Raw genomic sequence first — 16,324 nt, forward strand, 5'->3', positions numbered from 1 at the left:
GCATGAAAGTGCGGGGGGGGGTAGGTCACTCGAGGGTGCCCGGCACCACGACCTCGTCGCGCACCCCGCACGCGGCGACGGCGTCCCGCACCTCCCGGCTGAGCCGGTCGGCGGGGAAGAACCCGCCCGTGATGCTCACGGTGTCACCGACCTCGAAGACGCGGTCCCCCGACCGGACCCCGAAGACCCTGTCGCCCTCGCGCATGAGGGCGCCCTCCGGGATCGCGACGAGCGTCGACCCCGGCGTCCCCGCCTCGGAGCCGGTGTCCTCCCCGACCGCGACGCATCCCTCGGGCGTGACCTCCAGCGGCCCCATGAGCAGCCCGCTGGACTGGCCCTCCGGCTGCTCCCACAGCTCCTCGACCGTCAGCCAGCGCGTTCCCGCGTCCTCCTGCACGGCGATGCGCGGCACCCCGGCGCCGAACAGGCCGCACCCGCTCAGCGCGAGGGCGCCGGCGGCGGCGAGGGCCGCCGTCGTGAACCCGCGCGATCCGCGGACTCGGAGAGTGGGGCATGGGGCGGTGCGGTCCATGGCGGTCTCCATGTGGATGGGGGGCACTTTCGTTCGAGTTGTAGCCGCTACACCTCGAACGAGAACGCCCATTCCGGCCCAAACTCGCATGAAAGTGCGGATATGGGAAGGGGCGGGGACCATGCGGTCCCCGCCCCTTCCCGCTCACCGGCTCAGCCGGTCAGCACACATCCAGCCGATCAGTCGGCCAGGCGACCCGTGGTGGGGAAGCGCTCCCACACGCGGTGCGCGGGCATGAGCTCCTTCAGCTGGGCGACGGCATCGTCGCCGCCGTCCACCGCGAGCACGCCCGGGGTGCCGGTCAGGCCGAGCTCGTCCAGCACGGTCGCGCCCTCGCCGACGGCCACGACGGCCTTGGCGTGGCGCCAGGCCTCCTGCACCAGCTTGGCGACGCGCGGGTCCACGGCGTCCGGGGCGTCGGCGGCGGCCTTCGCGTCCAGGCCGTGCTGGGCGTCCACCGCGGGCGGGGTGGCGCCGATCACCACCACGGCGTCCAGCTCGACCGAGGCGGCGGTGAGGTAGGCGCGCTGCGCCACGACCTCGCCGGCCACAGGGCCGCCCTTGGGGGCGATCACGAGCGGCACCATGCCGGCGTCGTGGACGCCCTGCACAGCGTCGCCGAGCACCTTCTCGTCCACCTGCGGGCCCACCACGAGGCCCACCTGGCGGCCGTCCAGCGGCCAGGTCTGACCGATCTGGGACAGCGCCGGAGAGGGCTGCACGTCCGCGGGGGCCTCGGCCGGCTCCGGGACCTCGAGGCCCAGGCCGTCCGCCACGGTCTTCGCCAGGCGGGCGTCGATCGCGGCGAGGGCGCGCAGCTGACGCACGCGGATGGTCTCCTCGTAGCACTTGGCCAGCTCGAACGTGTATGCCTGGGCCACGTGCTCGCGCTCCACCTCGGAGAGGGAGAGGAAGAAGAGGCGGGCCTGGGAGAAGTGGTCGTCGAAGGAGGCGGCGTGGCCGCGCACCTTCTCCGCCGAGGCCTCGATCGGCTGCGGGTGGTCGATGAACGGGCGTCCGTCCGCCGGGGTTTCGAACGGCACGCCGCCGTCCAGGGAGTTCGGGCGGTACGGGGCCACGCCGCGGTGCACGGCGGTCTGGTGCATGCCGTCGCGCAGCATGTCGTTGACCGCGGCGTGCGGGCGGTTGATGGGCAGCTGGGTCCAGTTCGGCCCGCCGAGGCGGGAGAGCTGGGTGTCCAGGTAGGAGAACAGGCGGCCCTGCAGCAGCGGGTCGTTGGTGACGTCGATGCCCGGGACCAGGTTGGCCGGGTTGAAGGCCACCTGCTCGGTCTCCGCGAAGTAGTTCGAGGGGTTCGCGTTCAGGGTCATGCGGCCGATCGGCTGCACGGGGGCGAGCTCCTCGGGGACCAGCTTGGTGGGGTCGAGCAGGTCGATGCCCTCGAACATCTGCTCCTCGTTGTCCTCGAACACCTGCACGCCGAGCTCCCACTCGGGGAAAGCGCCGGCCTCGATGGCGTCGGCGAGGTCGCGGCGGTGGAAGTCCGGGTCCGCGCCGTTGGCGATCAGCGCCTCCTCCCAGGTCACCGAGTGCACGCCGAGGACGGGCTTCCAGTGGAACTTGACCAGCACGGTGGAGCCGTCCGCCGCGATGAGGCGGAAGGTGTGGATGCCGAAGCCCTCCATGGTGCGGTACGAGCGCGGGATGCCGCGGTCGGACATGTTCCAGATGGTGTGGTGCTGCGCCTCGGTGTGCAGGGAGACGAAGTCCCAGAACGTGTCGTGCGCGGACTGGGCCTGGGGGATCTCCCGGTCCGGGTGCGGCTTCACGGAGTGCACGACGTCCGGGAACTTGATCGCGTCCTGCACGAAGAACACCGGCATGTTGTTGCCCACGAGGTCCCAGGTGCCCTCGTCGGTGTAGAACTTCGTGGCGAAGCCGCGGGTGTCGCGGGCCAGGTCCATCGAGCCGCGCGAGCCGGCCACGGTGGAGAAGCGCACGAAGACCGGGGTCTCCTTGTCCTTGGCGAACACGCCGGCCTGGGTGATCTTGGCGGCGGTGCCGTAGCCGCGGAACACGCCGTGGGCGCCCGCGCCGCGGGCGTGGACCACGCGCTCCGGAATGCGCTCGTGGTCGAAGTGGCTGATCTTCTCGCGCAGGTGGTGGTCCTGCAGGAGGGTCGGGCCGCGGCGGCCGGCCTTGAGGGAGTGGTCCGAGTCCGCCAGGCGCACGCCGTGCGCGGTGGTCAGGAACTGGCCGCCCTGGGCGACGGCGGCCGGATCGGCGCCGGTGGCCTGGCCGGTGGGGGACACCGTGGCGGGGCCCTTCTGGTCCGGGGCGGGGACCGCGACGGGGGCGTCCGGCGAGGTCTGCGCCGTCGGCTCCATCAGCTCGGGCGTGAGGGGCCCGGGGGTGCCGGGAATGGGGGGCTGCTTCGAGGTCATGATCGTTGCCTTCCGTGTCGACGGTCCCGCGCGGCTGCGCGCGGGCGAGGTCTGCCCTCCCAGCGTGGACCCCCCCTGTGGGTGCTGACCAGTCGTGGCAGGCTGGGTGCATGAGGATCAGCGTGGGACAGTTCGGGCCGGGGGCCCGGGTCGAGCAGAACCTGGCCGCCGCCGGACGGCTCGCCGAGCGCGCCGCCGCGGAGGGCGCGGGGCTGCTCGTGCTCCCGGAGGAGGCCATGCTCGCCGCCCGGGCGACGTCGGAGGCGGACTTCCCCGGCGCCGTCGCGGCTGCGTGGGGGCCCTTCGCCGAGGGGCTGGCGGGGCTCGCCCGCGAGCACGGCCTGGCGGTCATCGCGGGCGGCTACGAGCCGAGTGGATCCGACCGCCCGTACAACACCCTCCTCGCCGTGGACGCGGCGGGTGCCGTGGCCGGCTCCTACCGCAAGCTGCACCTCTACGACGCCTTCGCGCACCGCGAGTCGGACCGCATCACCCCGGGTGACGGCGGAACCGCCGTCGTCCAGCTGGCCGGCCTGCGGGTGGGCCTGCAGACCTGCTACGACCTGCGCTTCCCCGAGGTGTCACGGGCCCTCGCGCTCGCGGGAGCGGACGTGATCGCCACCCCCGCCGCGTGGTTCTCCGGCGAGCACAAGGTGGACCACTGGCAGACGCTCCTGAAGGCGCGTGCCGTGGAGAACACGGTGTGGGTGGCGGCGGCGGACACGTGCGCCCCGGACTCGTCCGCGAGCGGGGGCACCGTGGGCCACTCGGCGGTGATCGATCCGCTCGCGCTCACCGTGGCGGCCTTGACCGACGAGCCCGAGGCCGTGGCCACCGCCGATGTGACCCGCGAACGGATCGACCAGGTGCGGGAGTTCCTCCCCGTGCTCGCCAATCGACGCGCGGACGTCCTCTGACGGTCCGCGTTACCCCTTTGCCTGGGAGCACGCCTAAAATCAGCTCAGACGTGCATCCACGCGGGCGCCTCCCCGGCGCTCGGAACGCGCCCCGTGCGACGGGGAGGAACGGGAGTATCCACATGAACACCGCCCAGAACCCCGCCCACGGCGCCACCGCCGTCGAAGCCCGCGCCGGCCGCACGGAGCCCGTGCGCCCGGTCCGCCACGCCACCGTGGACGAGACCATGATCGAGCCGACCCGTCCCGTGGACGGCTGGGGCTTCGCCAACCGCGTGATGATCGCCGCGGCGGTGCTGACCATCGCCTTCATGATCGCCCGCGTGGTGCTCTTCCCCGAGGCCGGCACCGCCGCGGTGCGGGACCTGAACCTGGAGCAGAACGGCTTCCTCCCGTCCACCGGCGAGACCGGCCGCGGGTGGGTCGTCACCCTGCAGTCCGTCATGTTCGGCCTCGTGGGCGGCGCCCTCACCGCCGCGTTCGGCTACGGGATCGTCCTCATGATGGGCGGCGCGGCCCGCTCCGCGGCCCGCTACGTGATCGGCGGCGTGATCGGCGGCCTGATCGCCGCCGCGCTCCTCCTGATGGTCTTCTCGAACACGGCGGTCGAGTCCATCGGCTTCCACGTCTTCTGGCTGCTTCCGCTGGGCGGCCTGATCGGCGGCCTCTGGGCGGGGCTCACCTCCGCGCGTCGCTGACCCACGACGGCGGTCCTCCCGTGCACGCCCGGCACGGGCGGTCGGGGGACCGCCGGACGGAATCAAGGCCCCGAGGCCCGGCATCGCGCCGGCCCTCGGGGCCTTGGTCCGTCATCACTCGCACCGTCATCACTCGCACCTTGATGAGGTGCCTTCAGCGTAGGAGCCGAGGTTGGGTAATCCAGGGGAGCCGCCTGTGGTTTGGCTGGGAATGGTTCAGTCGCCGGAGAGCGCGCGCGCGATGCGCGCCGTGGCGGCCACCAGGGCCCGGCCGCAGCGCTCGGCCAGCTCGTCCGTGCACCGGTAGTCGGGCACCAGGGTGCTGAGCGCCCCGACGACGGCGCCTCGCACCACGACGGGGGAGGTCAGGGCGGTGACGTCCGGCTCCACGGAGTGGGTGCGCTGCGTGTACTCCCCGGCGGGCACCTCTCCCCGGAAGGCGCGGCCCACGGCGCTCTCCGCGAGCGGCACCGTGCGGCCCACCCAGTTGGTGTGCCGGACCGAGTGGGTGCCCTCCACGATCGCGATGTAGAGCGCGGTCTCGCCCGGACCGTGGATCGCCAGGTACACGGACTCGCCGGTCCCGGCGACCACCTCCTCCATCGCGTCACGCGAGAGGGCCACGAGCGGTTCCCGCGTGAAGGCCCGGGCGCCGATCTGGAGGAGACGCGGTCCGGGGCGGTACTGGGCGTCGTCGTCGCGGGCCACGAGCCCCGCGCTCTCGAGGCTGCGCAGGAGGCGCAGCGCCGTGGAGGGGGGGAGGTCGGCGGTCCGCGCCGCCTCCGAGAGGCTCAGGGGCGCCTCCTCGGTGACGGCCGCGAGCAGCTCGAGCGCGCGGTCCACGGTGCGAGTCGATGCGGTGGCCATGAAGGGGAGAGTACTGCCCGGCACGCCGAGGGGGCTTGCATGTGTCGATGCTCACTGTTTCAATAGATGGCAACACGTTGCCGCGCAACGGCAAGCCTGGGGAGTCCCCCTCGGCGACGCCGCGCACCGCCTTCTCGAGAGGAACCACCATGGCCGAGGGCTTCACCCAGCACGATCCGTCCCGCACCATCCGCGCCGACCGCGGCACCGAGCTCTCCGCCAAGTCCTGGCAGACCGAGGCTCCCCTGCGCATGCTGATGAACAACCTGGACCCGGAGGTCGCCGAGCGCCCCGAGGACCTGGTCGTCTACGGCGGCACCGGCCGCGCCGCCCGCTCGTGGGAGGCGTTCGACGCGATCGTCGAGACCCTCAAGGACCTCGAGGACGACGAGACGCTGCTCGTGCAGTCCGGCAAGCCCGTGGGCGTCATCCGCACCAACACGTGGGCGCCGCGCGTGCTGATCGCCAACTCCAACCTCGTGGGCGACTGGGCCAACTGGAAGGAGTTCCGCAAGCTCGAGGCCGAGGGCCTCATGATGTACGGCCAGATGACCGCCGGCTCGTGGATCTACATCGCCACCCAGGGCATCCTGCAGGGCACCTACGAGACCTTCGCCGCGATCGGCCGCAAGAAGTACGACGGCACGCTCAAGAACACCCTGACCCTCACCGGCGGCTGCGGCGGCATGGGCGGCGCCCAGCCCCTGGCCGTGACCCTCAACGGCGGCGTCTGCCTGATCGTGGACGTCTCCGAGGAGCGCCTGCGCCGCCGCATGGGCAAGCGCTACCTCGACGAGGTGGAGACCGACATCGACAAGGCGATCGAGCGCGTCATGCAGGCCAAGCGCGACGGCGAGGCCGTCTCCGTGGGCCTCGTGGGCAACGCCGCCGAGGTCTTCCCCGAGCTGCTCGAGCGCCAGAAGGCCGGCGAGGTCGAGATCGACATCGTGACGGACCAGACCTCCGCCCACGACCCGCTCTCCTACCTCCCGCTGGAGTACACCGTGGAGGAGTGGCAGGCCGAGGCCGAGGCCGACGCGGACACGTTCACCAAGAAGGCCCAGGAGTCCATGGCCCGCCAGGTCGAGGCCATGGTCGGCTTCCAGGACATCGGCGCCGAGGTCTTCGACTACGGCAACTCCATCCGCGACGAGGCCCGCAAGGCCGGCTACTCCCGCGCGTTCGAGTTCCCGGGCTTCGTCCCGGCCTACATCCGCCCGCTCTTCTGCGAGGGCCTCGGCCCGTTCCGCTGGGTGGCGCTCTCCGGCGACCCGGAGGACATCCGCGTCACCGACGAGGCACTGAAGGAGCTCTTCCCCGAGAACGAGCACCTGCACCGCTGGCTGGACGGCGCCGCCGAGTTCGTGGAGTTCGAGGGCCTGCCGGCGCGCATCTGCTGGCTCGGCTACGGCGAGCGCCACAGGGCCGGCCTGCTCTTCAACCAGCTCGTGGCCGAGGGCAAGGTGAAGGCCCCGATCGTGATCGGCCGTGACCACCTGGACTCCGGCTCCGTGGCGTCCCCGTACCGCGAGACCGAGTCCATGCTGGACGGCTCCGACGCGATCGCCGACTGGCCGCTGCTCAACGCCCTGACCGCCACCTCCTCCGGTGCCACGTGGGTCTCCATCCACCACGGCGGCGGCGTGGGCATCGGCCGCTCCATCCACGCCGGCCAGGTGGGCGTGGCAGACGGCACCGAGCTGGCCGCGGCCAAGCTCGAGGCCCTGCTGACCAACGACCCGGCCATGGGCGTCTTCCGCCACGTGGACTCCGGCTACTCCCGGGCCGCCGAAGTCGCCGCCGAGCGCGGCGTGCGCGTGCCCATGGAGGCGAAGATCCGCGACTGAGCGGGTCTCGGCGCGGGCGGCAGCCGCCGCCCGCGCACCTGAAGAAGCGGCCCGGGCGGGCATGACCGCTCGGGCCGCTCGGTGAAAGGACACCACGATGGCGCAGGCCCATCCCGGAGACGCAGAGCTGCATACGAACACGACGGCGATGGCCGCCATCCGCAACGACGATCCCCGCCCTCCCGCGCGGTGGCGCATGCTGGTGTACTCGGCGATCGGCGTCTTCATGTTCTTCGTGCCGATCACCATCGACGGGGTCAGCACCATCCCCCTCGACCACATCGTGACCTGGGTCCGCGGGATCCTGGGACCGGCCGAGCGCTTCGTGGGCCTGGCCATCATCGCGGCCGGCGCGGTGTACCCGTTCGCGACCGGCCGGTGGCGCCAGGGCCCCATGCGGATGACCTTCGCCTTCCTCGCGGTGCTGGGCTTCGTCACCGCGAGCATGGTGGTGTTCGGCTTCGGCCCGAGCTGGATCCTGGACAAGGCCATCGGCCCGTTCCTGCTGGACAAGCTCGTGGTCCCGGTCGGGCTGATCGTGCCCATCGGCTCCGTCTTCCTCGCCCTGGTCATCGGATACGGACTCATGGAGTTCGTGGGCGTGTACCTGCGCCCGGCCATGCGGCCGATCTGGAAGGTGCCCGGCCGTGCGGCCGTGGACGCCGTGGCCTCGTTCGTGGGCAGCTACGCCCTCGGACTGCTTCTGACGAACCGCATGTACCGCGGCGGCCGGTACACGGCGAAGGAGGCGGCCATCATCGCCGTCGGCTTCTCCACGGTGTCCGCGACCTTCATGGTGATCGTGGCCCGCACGCTCGGTCTCATGGACGTGTGGCTCTGGTACTTCTTCGGCACCCTCGTGGTGACATTCCTCGTCACCGCCATCACCGTGCGCATCCCCCCGCTGAGCCGCATCCCGGACGAGGTCCACCCCGGCGTCGAGCACCATCCGGAGCAGCCCGTCACGGCCGACCGCTTCAGCGTCGCGCGCCGGGCCGCGGAGCAGACGCTCGCCGAGGCTCCGTCGCTGGGGCGCAATGTGTGGCTCAACTTCCGCGACGGTCTCGTGATGGTCATGCAGATCCTGCCGTCCATCATGTCCGTGGGCCTGATCGCGCTGCTGCTGGCCACCCATACCCCGGTCTTCACGTGGGTGGGCTACCTCTTCTTCCCGCTCTTCGCCCTCCTCGGCTTCTCGGACCCGGGCCTGTTGGCCACGGCGTCCGCCACCTCCATCGCCGAGATGTTCATCCCGGCCACCATGGCGGCGGGCCACGAGGACTTCGTGGCGCGCTTCGTGATCGGTGTGATCTGCGTGTCCGCGATCATCTTCTTCTCGGCGGTGGTCCCGGCCATCCTCGCCACGGACATCCCCGTGAAGCTCTGGCACCTCGTGGTCGTCTGGGCGGAGCGTGTGATCCTCACGATCCTGCTCGCCACCCCGGTGGCCCATCTCGTCGCCGCCCTGACCTGACATCCTGGGAACGTCGCTCCTCCGTCTCCCTCGCCCGCCCGCTCCGAAAGGCCCCCATGCGCTCCACGCTCATCACCGACATCGCCGAGCTGACCACCGTCGACCCCGAGGGCCGGGTCCTGGCGGACGCCGCCGTCGTGGTGGAGGACGAGCGGATCGCGTGGATCGGCGCCGCCGCCGAGGCCCCCGGGGCCGACGAGCGCGTGTCCGTGGGCGGGCGTGCCGTGCTGCCCGGCTGGGTGGACTCGCACACCCACCTCGTGTTCGACGGCGACCGCTCGGCCGAGTTCGAGGCCCGCATGGCCGGGGAGTCCTACGCCGCCGGCGGCATCGGCGTGACCACGTCGGCCACGCGGGAGGCCTCCGACGAGCGTCTGCGCGCGCTGGTCGCCGGGCGTGTGGCGGACGCCGTCGCCGGCGGCACCACCTACCTCGAGACGAAGACCGGCTACGGCCTCTCCGTCGAGGAGGAGGCCCGTCACGCGCGCCTGCTCTCGGAGCTGAAGGCCGAGGGGCAGATCGACGAGGTGACGTTCCTCGGCGCCCACCTGGTGCCGAAGGGCCGCGAGGCGGAGGACTACCTCGACGACGTCGTCGGCCCCATGCTGGACGCCGTGCGCGAGCACGTGGGCTGGATCGACGTCTTCTGCGACAAGGGCGCCTTCGACGCCGCGCAGACCCGCCGCGTGCTCGAGGCGGGCACCGCCGCGGGCCTGCGCGTGCGCCTGCACGGCAACCAGATCGAGGAGGGCCCCGGCGTCGGCCTGGCCGTCGAGTTCGGCGCCGCCTCCGTGGACCACGTGAACTTCCTCGCCGACGCGGACGTCGAGGCGCTGGCCGGCACGTGGGGCGACTGGGACCGCGCGTCGGCCGCCGGCACCCCCGGCACCGTGGCCGGCTGCCTGCCCGCGTGCGACCTCTCCACCCGCGCCCCCCTGGCCCCGGCCCGCCGCCTGCTGGACGCCGGGATCGAGATCGCGCTGGCCTCCAACTGCAACCCCGGCACGAGCTACACCACGTCCATGAACTTCAACGTGGCCACCGCGGTGCTGCAGATGGGCCTCACGCTGGCCGAGGCGCTGCGGGCCGCGACGCTCGGCGGCGCGATCGGCCTGCGCGCGCAGGACCGCGTGGGCAGCCTCGAGGTCGGCAAGCGCGCGGACCTCCACGTGCTCGACGCCCCCGCCGCCATCCACCTCGCCTACCGCCCCGGCATGCCGCTCACCCACGCGGTGTGGCGGGCCGGCCGGCGCGTCGTCTGAGGTCGCCCACCCCGTACGATCACCGCCGGGACCACCCGCCCGGTGACGCCCGACGTCGGACACACCCGTCCGGCGGCGGCACCCGCCCCACCCCCGACCCGAGGAGCGCACCGCCCATGACCACCCCTCCCGCCACCGTCACGCTCGGCACGTCCGGGGCCACCCTGGACGACGTCGTCGCCGTGGCCCGCCACGACGCCCGCGTGGTGCTCGCCGACGACGTCCTCGAGACCGTCGGCGCGGTGCGCCGCCACGTCGAGGCGCTCGCCGAGGCCGAGACCCCCACCTACGGTGTCTCCACCGGCTTCGGCGCACTCGCGGACAAGCACATCCCGCTCGAGTCCCGCGCGCAGCTGCAGAAGTCGCTGATCCGCTCCCACGCCGCCGGCATGGGCCCCGTGGTGGAGCGTGAGGTCATCCGCGCGCTGATGTTCCTGCGCGCCACCACGCTGGCCTCCGGCCGCACGGGTGTGCGCCCCGTGGTCGTGGAGACCTTCGTGGCCATGCTCAACGCGGGCATCACCCCGGGCGTGCGCGAGTTCGGCTCGCTCGGCTGCTCGGGCGATCTGGCCCCGCTGTCCCACGTGGCGCTCGCGCTCATGGGCGAGGGCGACGTCGTCGGGGAGGACGGCGCGCTGCGTCCGGCCGGCGAGGCGCTCGCCGAGGCCGGGATCGAGCCGGTCGAGCTGCGGGAGAAGGAGGGCCTGGCCCTCGTCAACGGCACCGAGGGCATGCTCGGCATGCTGATCATGGCCCTGGCGGACCTCGACGAGCTCGCCGACACCGTGGACCTCACCGCCGCGATGTCCGTGGAGGCACTGCTCGGCACCGACCGCGTGTTCGTGCCGGAGCTGCATTTCCCGCTGCGCCCCCACCCGGGCCAGGCGGCCTCCGCGGAGCGGATGCTGAAGATCCTGGCGGGCTCGCCGATCGTGGCCAGCCACCGGGAGGGCGACTCCCGCGTGCAGGACGCCTACTCGCTGCGCTGCGCCCCGCAGGTGGCCGGCGGCCTGCGCGACACCCTCGCGTACGTGCGCACCGTGGCCGAGCGCGAGCTCGCCGCGACCGTGGACAACCCCGTGGTGCTCGACGACGGCCGGGTGAGCTCGAACGGCAACTTCCACGGCGCCCCGATCGCCTACGTGCTGGACTTCCTGGCCATCCCGGTGGCCGACGTCGCCAGCATGTCCGAGCGCCGCACGGACCGCATGCTGGACCCGGCCCGCTCCCACGGGCTGCCCGCGTTCCTCGTGGACGACCCGGGCGTGGACTCCGGCATGATGATCGCCCAGTACACGCAGGCCGGGCTCGTCTCGGACATGAAGCGCCTGGCCGTGCCCGCGTCCGTGGACTCCATCCCGTCCTCCGCGATGCAGGAGGACCACGTCTCCATGGGCTGGCACGCCGCCCGCAAGCTGCGCTCGGCCGTGGAGAACTTCCGCCGTGTGCTCGCCGTCGAGCTCGTGGCCGCCGCCCGCGCGATCGAGCTGCGCGCCCCGCTGCAGCCCTCCGCCGCGACCGGCGCCGCCGTCCGCGTGATCCGGGAGGCCGGCGTCCCCGGCCCGGGCCCCGACCAGTACATGGCCCCGCAGCTGGCCGCCGCCGAGCAGGCCCTGCGCGACGGGTCCGTGCTGGCCGCCGTGGCCGAGGCGCTCGCGGGCGCGTCCGTCGACGCCGAGCCGCAGGACCTGGCCGAGGAGTCCGAGGGCGCGGAGGCCGAGGGGCACTGACGCCGCGGAGCGGTCAGACGCCACAGAGTGGTCACGACATGCCGCGTCCGTCTGCACGAGGCGGCGTGCCGTGACCACTCTGTGTGTGGAGGGGGTCTGTGTGTGGAGGGGGCGGCCTGCGGGTCGGGCCCGGTCACCCCGGCTCAGGCCGCCAGGTCCACGTCCTTCGTCTCCTTCATGAACAGGCCGGTCAACCCGGTGAGGCCGCCGACCACCATGAGGTAGATCGGGAACGCGCTGGTCCAGCCCTGCGCCGTCAGCCACGTGATCAGGTACGGCGCCGTGCCGCCGAAGATCGCGGTGGCCAGCGAGAGCATGGTGGCCACGCCCCTGGCGCGCACCGCCGTGGGCAGCACCTCGGACCAGACGGCGCCGTTGACGCCGAACAGCAGCGCCACGGCCAGCAGGGCGATGCTCTGCACGAGCACGAACGAGGCGAAGGTGCCGTCCAGCATGCCGAACAGCGGGAACGGCAGCAGCACGAAGAGCAGGCCGAAGGCGATGACCAGCGGACGGCGCCCGACCCGGTCACCCAGCAGGCCCGCCCCGAGGATGGCGGCCAGGAAGATCACCTGGGCCACGAGTGAGGCCGAGAGCGTGGTGGACTTGTCCATGTGATGGGCCACCTGCGCGTGCGTGGGCAGGTAGATCAGCCACGTGTAGAACATCAGGGAGCCGCCCGCGGAGACCAGGAAGATCGTCAGCAGGCCGCGCCACACCGCGCCCGGCTCCCGACGTGGGGCCTCGTCCGCGGTGGGCACCACCTGCTGCGCCGCCGTGAAGTGCTCCGACTCCGTCAGGCTCCGTCGCAGGTACAGCGCGTAGAGGCCGAGGACGCCGCCGATGCCGAACGCCACGCGCCAGCCCCAGGACGCCACCTGCTCGTGGGAGAGCAGCGTGTTGATGGCCAGACCCACGAGGGTCGCCAGGATCGTGCCCACCACCACGGACACCCACGACGTCGCTCCGAACAGCCCGCGCCGACCCTGCGGCGCGCGCTCCACGAGGTAGGTCACGGAGGTGCCCATCTCGCCTCCGTGCGCCAGGCCCTGCAGCAGGCGGGCGATGACGAGGATGACCGAGGCGAAGACGCCCACCGTGCCGTAGGTGGGGGTGACGGCGATGATCAGGCTGCCGAGCGCGGTGATCATCATCGCCGCGAAGAGGCTGCGCTTGCGGCCCACCCGGTCCGCGTAGGCGCCGAACACGTAGCCGCCGATGGGGCGGGCGACGAAGCCCACCGCGAAGACGGCCAGGGTCGCGAGCAGCCCGGAGGTGGGGTTGTCCGTGTGGAAGATCTGTGCCGCGAAGACCGGGGCGAAGATCGTGTAGACGTTCCAGTCGTACCACTCCAGCGCGTTGCCGAAGTTCACGGCCAGCATGTCCTTCAGGCTCCGGGGGCGGGCCCCGGCCACGGGAGCGGGCCGGGCCGGGCCGGTGGCCGCGGTGCTCATGCCCGTCCCTCGAGGCCGGCCTGGGCGTCGCCGTCGGCGCCGGGCACCCGCATCTCGAAGGTCTCCCGCACCACGGTGTAGTCGAAGTAGCCCAGACGCGCGATCGGCTGGATGCGCGGGATGTCGATGCGGCCGTCGGCGGTGATGACGTCGTCGTCGATGTGGATGGTGTCCACGTGGGCGAAGACCACGTCGATGGTGCCGACGTTCGAGTCGCCCTTGATGCGGTGCGTCGAGTGGTAGCGGCACTCGAAGCGCACGGGGGACTCGGCGACCATCGGGATGGGGCGGTTGTCCGCGTAGACCTTGGTGACGCCGTGCTCCGCGATGCGGTCCCACTCGCTCTCGCCCGGCTCCAGGGCCATGGCGGAGACGTTGACGGCCTCGCGCAGGTCGTAGGTGGCCATGTTCCACACGAACCAGCCGGTCTGCTCCGCGTTGAGGACGGTGTCCTTGCGGCGTCCGTCCGGGTACTGGTTGGCGGAGAACATCACCATGGGCGGGTCGAAGGTGAGGTTCTGCCACTGGCTGTAGGGGGCGATGTTCTCCATGCCGTCCGGGCTCACGGAGGACAGCCAGCCGATGGGCCGCGGCACGGTGGAGCTCTTGAAGGGGGAGAAGGGCAGGGGGTTGGCGTCGTGCTGCGGGCGGTACTTCATGAGTCCTCCATGTGATGGCGGTAACAGGATGTGGGCCACGCTACGCCGCATATTTCGGATATATCAAGCGGATGTGCGCAGATGACTGCCTAGGCTGGGCCCATGAACAAGTCGGAGGAGGCCTACGCCCGCCTGACGCAGAAGATCGAGACCGGGGAGCTGCCACCGGGCGCCATCCTCAGCGAGGCGGCCCTCATCGACGCCGCCGAGACGGGGCGCACGCCCCTGCGCGAGGCGGTGCAGCGCCTCATCCGAGACCACTGGCTCCTGGTCGGTGGGGGTCGTGGCCTGCAGGTCCCCGCGATCTCCGTGGACGACCAGCTGGAGAGGCTGGAGGTGCGGCGGTCGCTCGAGGCGCTGGCCGTGGGACTGGCCTGCGCGCGGGCGGACGAGGAGCAGCTGGCCAGCGTCGCGGCCCACGTGCGGCACCTGCGCACGGTGGAGGACCTGCCGGCGTACGTCGCCGCCGTCGGGCGCTCGCACGAACTCCTGCGCACGATCGCGAACAACCGCTATCTCGCCGATTCCCTGGTCCCGCTCCAGGGGCTCTGCCGCCGGTTCTGGCTCGCCACCACGAAGGGTCTGCCCGACGAGGTCGAACGCGGCCGGGCGTTCTACGTCCCGGCGCTGGAGGCGGTGACCCGGAGGGACTCGGCCGGAGCCCGGGCCGGGGTGCTGGCCCTGCATGACTTCCTGGCACGCTCGGCGCTGGACTACGCCGCCCGACGCGCGGCCCACGGCAGCGCCGAGCCCCCGGCCCCGTGGGCGGAGGGGCGCTGACGCGCGGCCCCCGCGCCTGAACGAGTCCCGGCCCGCTCAGGCCAGCAGCGACGCGTCCGTCCGGTGACGGCTGACGATCGCGTGGATCAGCCGGGCCGCGGCCTTCGCCGTGCGGCCGTCCACGTCCAGGGCGGGGTTGAGCTCCACGACGTCGGCCAGGGCCAGCTTCCCGGACTGGGTGGCCTCCAGCGTGCACGCGTGGATCACCTCGTACGGCACGCCGAAGCCGGCCGGTGCGCTCACCCCCGGGGCGACGGCGGCCGGCAGCACATCCAGGTCGATCGTCAGGTAGAGCACGTCCACGGCGTTGATGAAGGAGCGCACCCAGCGGCGCACACCGGTGACGTCGGCGGTCTGAGCCTGCTCGTCGGTCACCCACGTGACCCCCCGTTCGCGCGCGGTGTCGAACAGGACGCGGGTGTTGTTGGCCTCGCTGATCCCCACCACCGCGTAGGAGAGCTGATGCTCCGCCCCCTCGGCGTCGCGCAGCGCCTGCAGGAACGGGGTGCCGGAGCTGGGCCGCGGCGCCTCGCGCAGGTCGAAGTGCGCGTCCAGGTTGAGGATGCCCACGCGGGTGCCCGCACCCACGCGCGTGGAGCCGGTCAGGCCCGTGATCGAGGCGTAGGCGGTCTCGTGTCCGCCGCCGAGCACCACGGCCAGGTCGTGGGCGTTCAGCAGCCCGCTGACCACTGTGCCCAGCTCGGCCTGGCCCGCCTCGAGCTCGCCCGGGGCGTCGTCGTCGCCGCGGTCCACGGACACGTCGCCCGCGTCCACGAGCGCGCCCGTGCCCTCGAGGTACGCGAGCGAGGCGAGCGCACCGCGCAGCGCCTCCGGGCCGTCCTCGGCGCCCACGCGGCCGTAGTTCCGGCGCACGCCCTCGTCCGAGGCGAAGCCGACGAGCGCCGTGGACCGCGCGCCCGACGTCGGCGCGCCGGCGCCGGGGTGGCGCTGCGTCGTCGTGGGCTCACCGCGGCCGTCGGCGGGGCGCACGACCTGGTGCCAGCGCAGATGCTCGGGGGCGTCCCCGTCGGTGCGGCCGGTCCAGGCGGAGGAGAGGGGGACGGTGGGGAGCTCGGCGGTCATGGGTCCATCCCACGCGAGCCGGCCCCGCGAGGCAAGTCGGGCCGGCACTCGAGGCGGGGATCCTCGGCGGCGTGGCCGCGCCGCCCCGGCCGCGCCGCGCTCAGCGGTCCAGCTCCTGGCGCCGCGAGCTGATCACGCCGGTGACGAAGCCGGCGAGGTTGAGCCCGCCGTGGAAGCGGGCGTGCTCGATCTTCACGCAGCGGTCCATCACGATCTCCAGGCCCGCGGCCTCGGCCTGACGCGCGGCGTCCTCGTTCCAGATGCCCAGCTGCAGCCACACGGTCCGGGCGCCCACGCGGGCGGCGTCCGCCACCACCTCGGGGGCGTCGGAGGACTTGCGGAACACCTCCACGAGGTCCGGGGTGACGGGCAGGTCCTCGAGCGAGGCGTACACGCGGTGGCCGAGGATCTCCTTGCCGGCCGCGGCGAGCACGGGATTCACGAAGTAGACGTCGTACGTGGTGGAGCTCAGCAGGTACGTGGCCACGAAGTAGGACGCGCGGGCCGGCTTGTCCGAGACGCCGACGATCGCGATCGAGCGGGTGCGCCGCAGGATCGCCAGGCGTTCGGGGGCGCTGGGGCCGGTCCAGGTCCGCTCGGGGTGGGTGGTGCTCAT

Annotated in this window: 14 protein-coding genes; 7 read left to right on the forward strand and 7 right to left on the reverse strand. The window is 72.6% G+C overall.

Annotated elements, in window-relative coordinates:
- Nucleotides 1-25: 25 nt before the first annotated feature.
- The gene (locus KZX60_RS05970; protein WP_248116434.1) at nt 26-559 is read right to left on the reverse strand and encodes a hypothetical protein; all 534 of its coding nucleotides are present in this window, start codon (nt 557-559) and stop codon (nt 26-28) included.
- A gap of 152 nt (nt 560-711) precedes the next feature.
- Complete coding sequence (locus tag KZX60_RS05975; RefSeq protein WP_248116436.1) at nt 712-2,937, reverse strand: catalase; 2,226 nt, start codon at nt 2,935-2,937, stop codon at nt 712-714.
- Nucleotides 2,938-3,047: 110 nt separating this feature from the next.
- Between KZX60_RS05975 and KZX60_RS05980 the strand changes: the two genes are divergently transcribed.
- Both KZX60_RS05980 and KZX60_RS05985 read left to right on the forward strand, forming a co-directional pair.
- Nucleotides 3,048-3,854 (forward strand): carbon-nitrogen hydrolase family protein, encoded by an 807-nt coding sequence (locus KZX60_RS05980; protein ID WP_248116438.1) that lies wholly within the window; start codon nt 3,048-3,050, stop codon nt 3,852-3,854.
- 122 nt (nt 3,855-3,976) lie between these two features.
- Entirely contained in the window at nt 3,977-4,552 is a 576-nt protein-coding gene (locus tag KZX60_RS05985; RefSeq protein ID WP_248116440.1) for a hypothetical protein, read from the forward strand.
- Between the two features lie 216 nt (nt 4,553-4,768).
- On the opposite strand, the gene KZX60_RS05990 is transcribed toward KZX60_RS05985, so the two are convergent.
- Entirely contained in the window at nt 4,769-5,419 is a 651-nt protein-coding gene (locus KZX60_RS05990) for a helix-turn-helix domain-containing protein (RefSeq protein ID WP_248116442.1), read from the reverse strand.
- A gap of 149 nt (nt 5,420-5,568) precedes the next feature.
- On the opposite strand from KZX60_RS05990, the gene hutU reads away from it, so the two are divergent.
- From hutU to hutH, 4 genes are all read left to right on the forward strand, one after another.
- Nucleotides 5,569-7,266: a urocanate hydratase gene (gene hutU / locus KZX60_RS05995; RefSeq protein WP_248116624.1), complete on the forward strand. Its 1,698-nt coding sequence runs from the start codon at nt 5,569-5,571 to the stop codon at nt 7,264-7,266.
- A gap of 97 nt (nt 7,267-7,363) precedes the next feature.
- Nucleotides 7,364-8,740 carry a YjiH family protein gene (locus KZX60_RS06000; protein ID WP_248116444.1) on the forward strand — a complete coding sequence of 459 codons (1,377 nt, stop codon included), beginning with the start codon at nt 7,364-7,366 and terminating at the stop codon, nt 8,738-8,740.
- A gap of 56 nt (nt 8,741-8,796) precedes the next feature.
- Nucleotides 8,797-10,002: an imidazolonepropionase gene (hutI, locus tag KZX60_RS06005; RefSeq protein ID WP_248116446.1), complete on the forward strand. Its 1,206-nt coding sequence runs from the start codon at nt 8,797-8,799 to the stop codon at nt 10,000-10,002.
- Between the two features lie 116 nt (nt 10,003-10,118).
- Nucleotides 10,119-11,732, forward strand: a complete 1,614-nt coding sequence (hutH, locus tag KZX60_RS06010; RefSeq protein ID WP_248116448.1) for a histidine ammonia-lyase — start codon at nt 10,119-10,121, stop codon at nt 11,730-11,732.
- A 143-nt stretch (nt 11,733-11,875) separates the two neighbouring features.
- On the opposite strand, the gene KZX60_RS06015 is transcribed toward hutH, so the two are convergent.
- Together KZX60_RS06015 and KZX60_RS06020 are read right to left on the reverse strand one after the other, a co-directional pair.
- The gene (locus KZX60_RS06015; protein ID WP_248116450.1) at nt 11,876-13,186 is read right to left on the reverse strand and encodes an MFS transporter; all 1,311 of its coding nucleotides are present in this window, start codon (nt 13,184-13,186) and stop codon (nt 11,876-11,878) included.
- On the reverse strand, nt 13,183-13,845 hold the full coding sequence (locus KZX60_RS06020; protein ID WP_248116452.1) for a flavin reductase family protein: 663 nt from the start codon (nt 13,843-13,845) through the stop codon (nt 13,183-13,185). Before KZX60_RS06020 ends, KZX60_RS06015 begins: the two co-directional genes overlap by 4 nt.
- A gap of 102 nt (nt 13,846-13,947) precedes the next feature.
- Between KZX60_RS06020 and KZX60_RS06025 the strand changes: the two genes are divergently transcribed.
- The gene (locus KZX60_RS06025; RefSeq protein WP_248116454.1) at nt 13,948-14,625 is read left to right on the forward strand and encodes a GntR family transcriptional regulator; all 678 of its coding nucleotides are present in this window, start codon (nt 13,948-13,950) and stop codon (nt 14,623-14,625) included.
- Between the two features lie 36 nt (nt 14,626-14,661).
- On the opposite strand, the gene hutG is transcribed toward KZX60_RS06025, so the two are convergent.
- Both hutG and KZX60_RS06035 read right to left on the reverse strand, forming a co-directional pair.
- On the reverse strand, nt 14,662-15,708 hold the full coding sequence (gene hutG, locus KZX60_RS06030; RefSeq protein ID WP_248116456.1) for a formimidoylglutamase: 1,047 nt from the start codon (nt 15,706-15,708) through the stop codon (nt 14,662-14,664).
- 100 nt (nt 15,709-15,808) lie between these two features.
- Nucleotides 15,809-16,324, reverse strand: a complete 516-nt coding sequence (locus tag KZX60_RS06035) for a CoA-binding protein (protein ID WP_248116458.1) — start codon at nt 16,322-16,324, stop codon at nt 15,809-15,811.

The sequence above is a fragment of the Micrococcus sp. EYE_212 genome (genome assembly GCF_023147585.1).
GTDB lineage: Bacteria > Actinomycetota > Actinomycetes > Actinomycetales > Micrococcaceae > Micrococcus.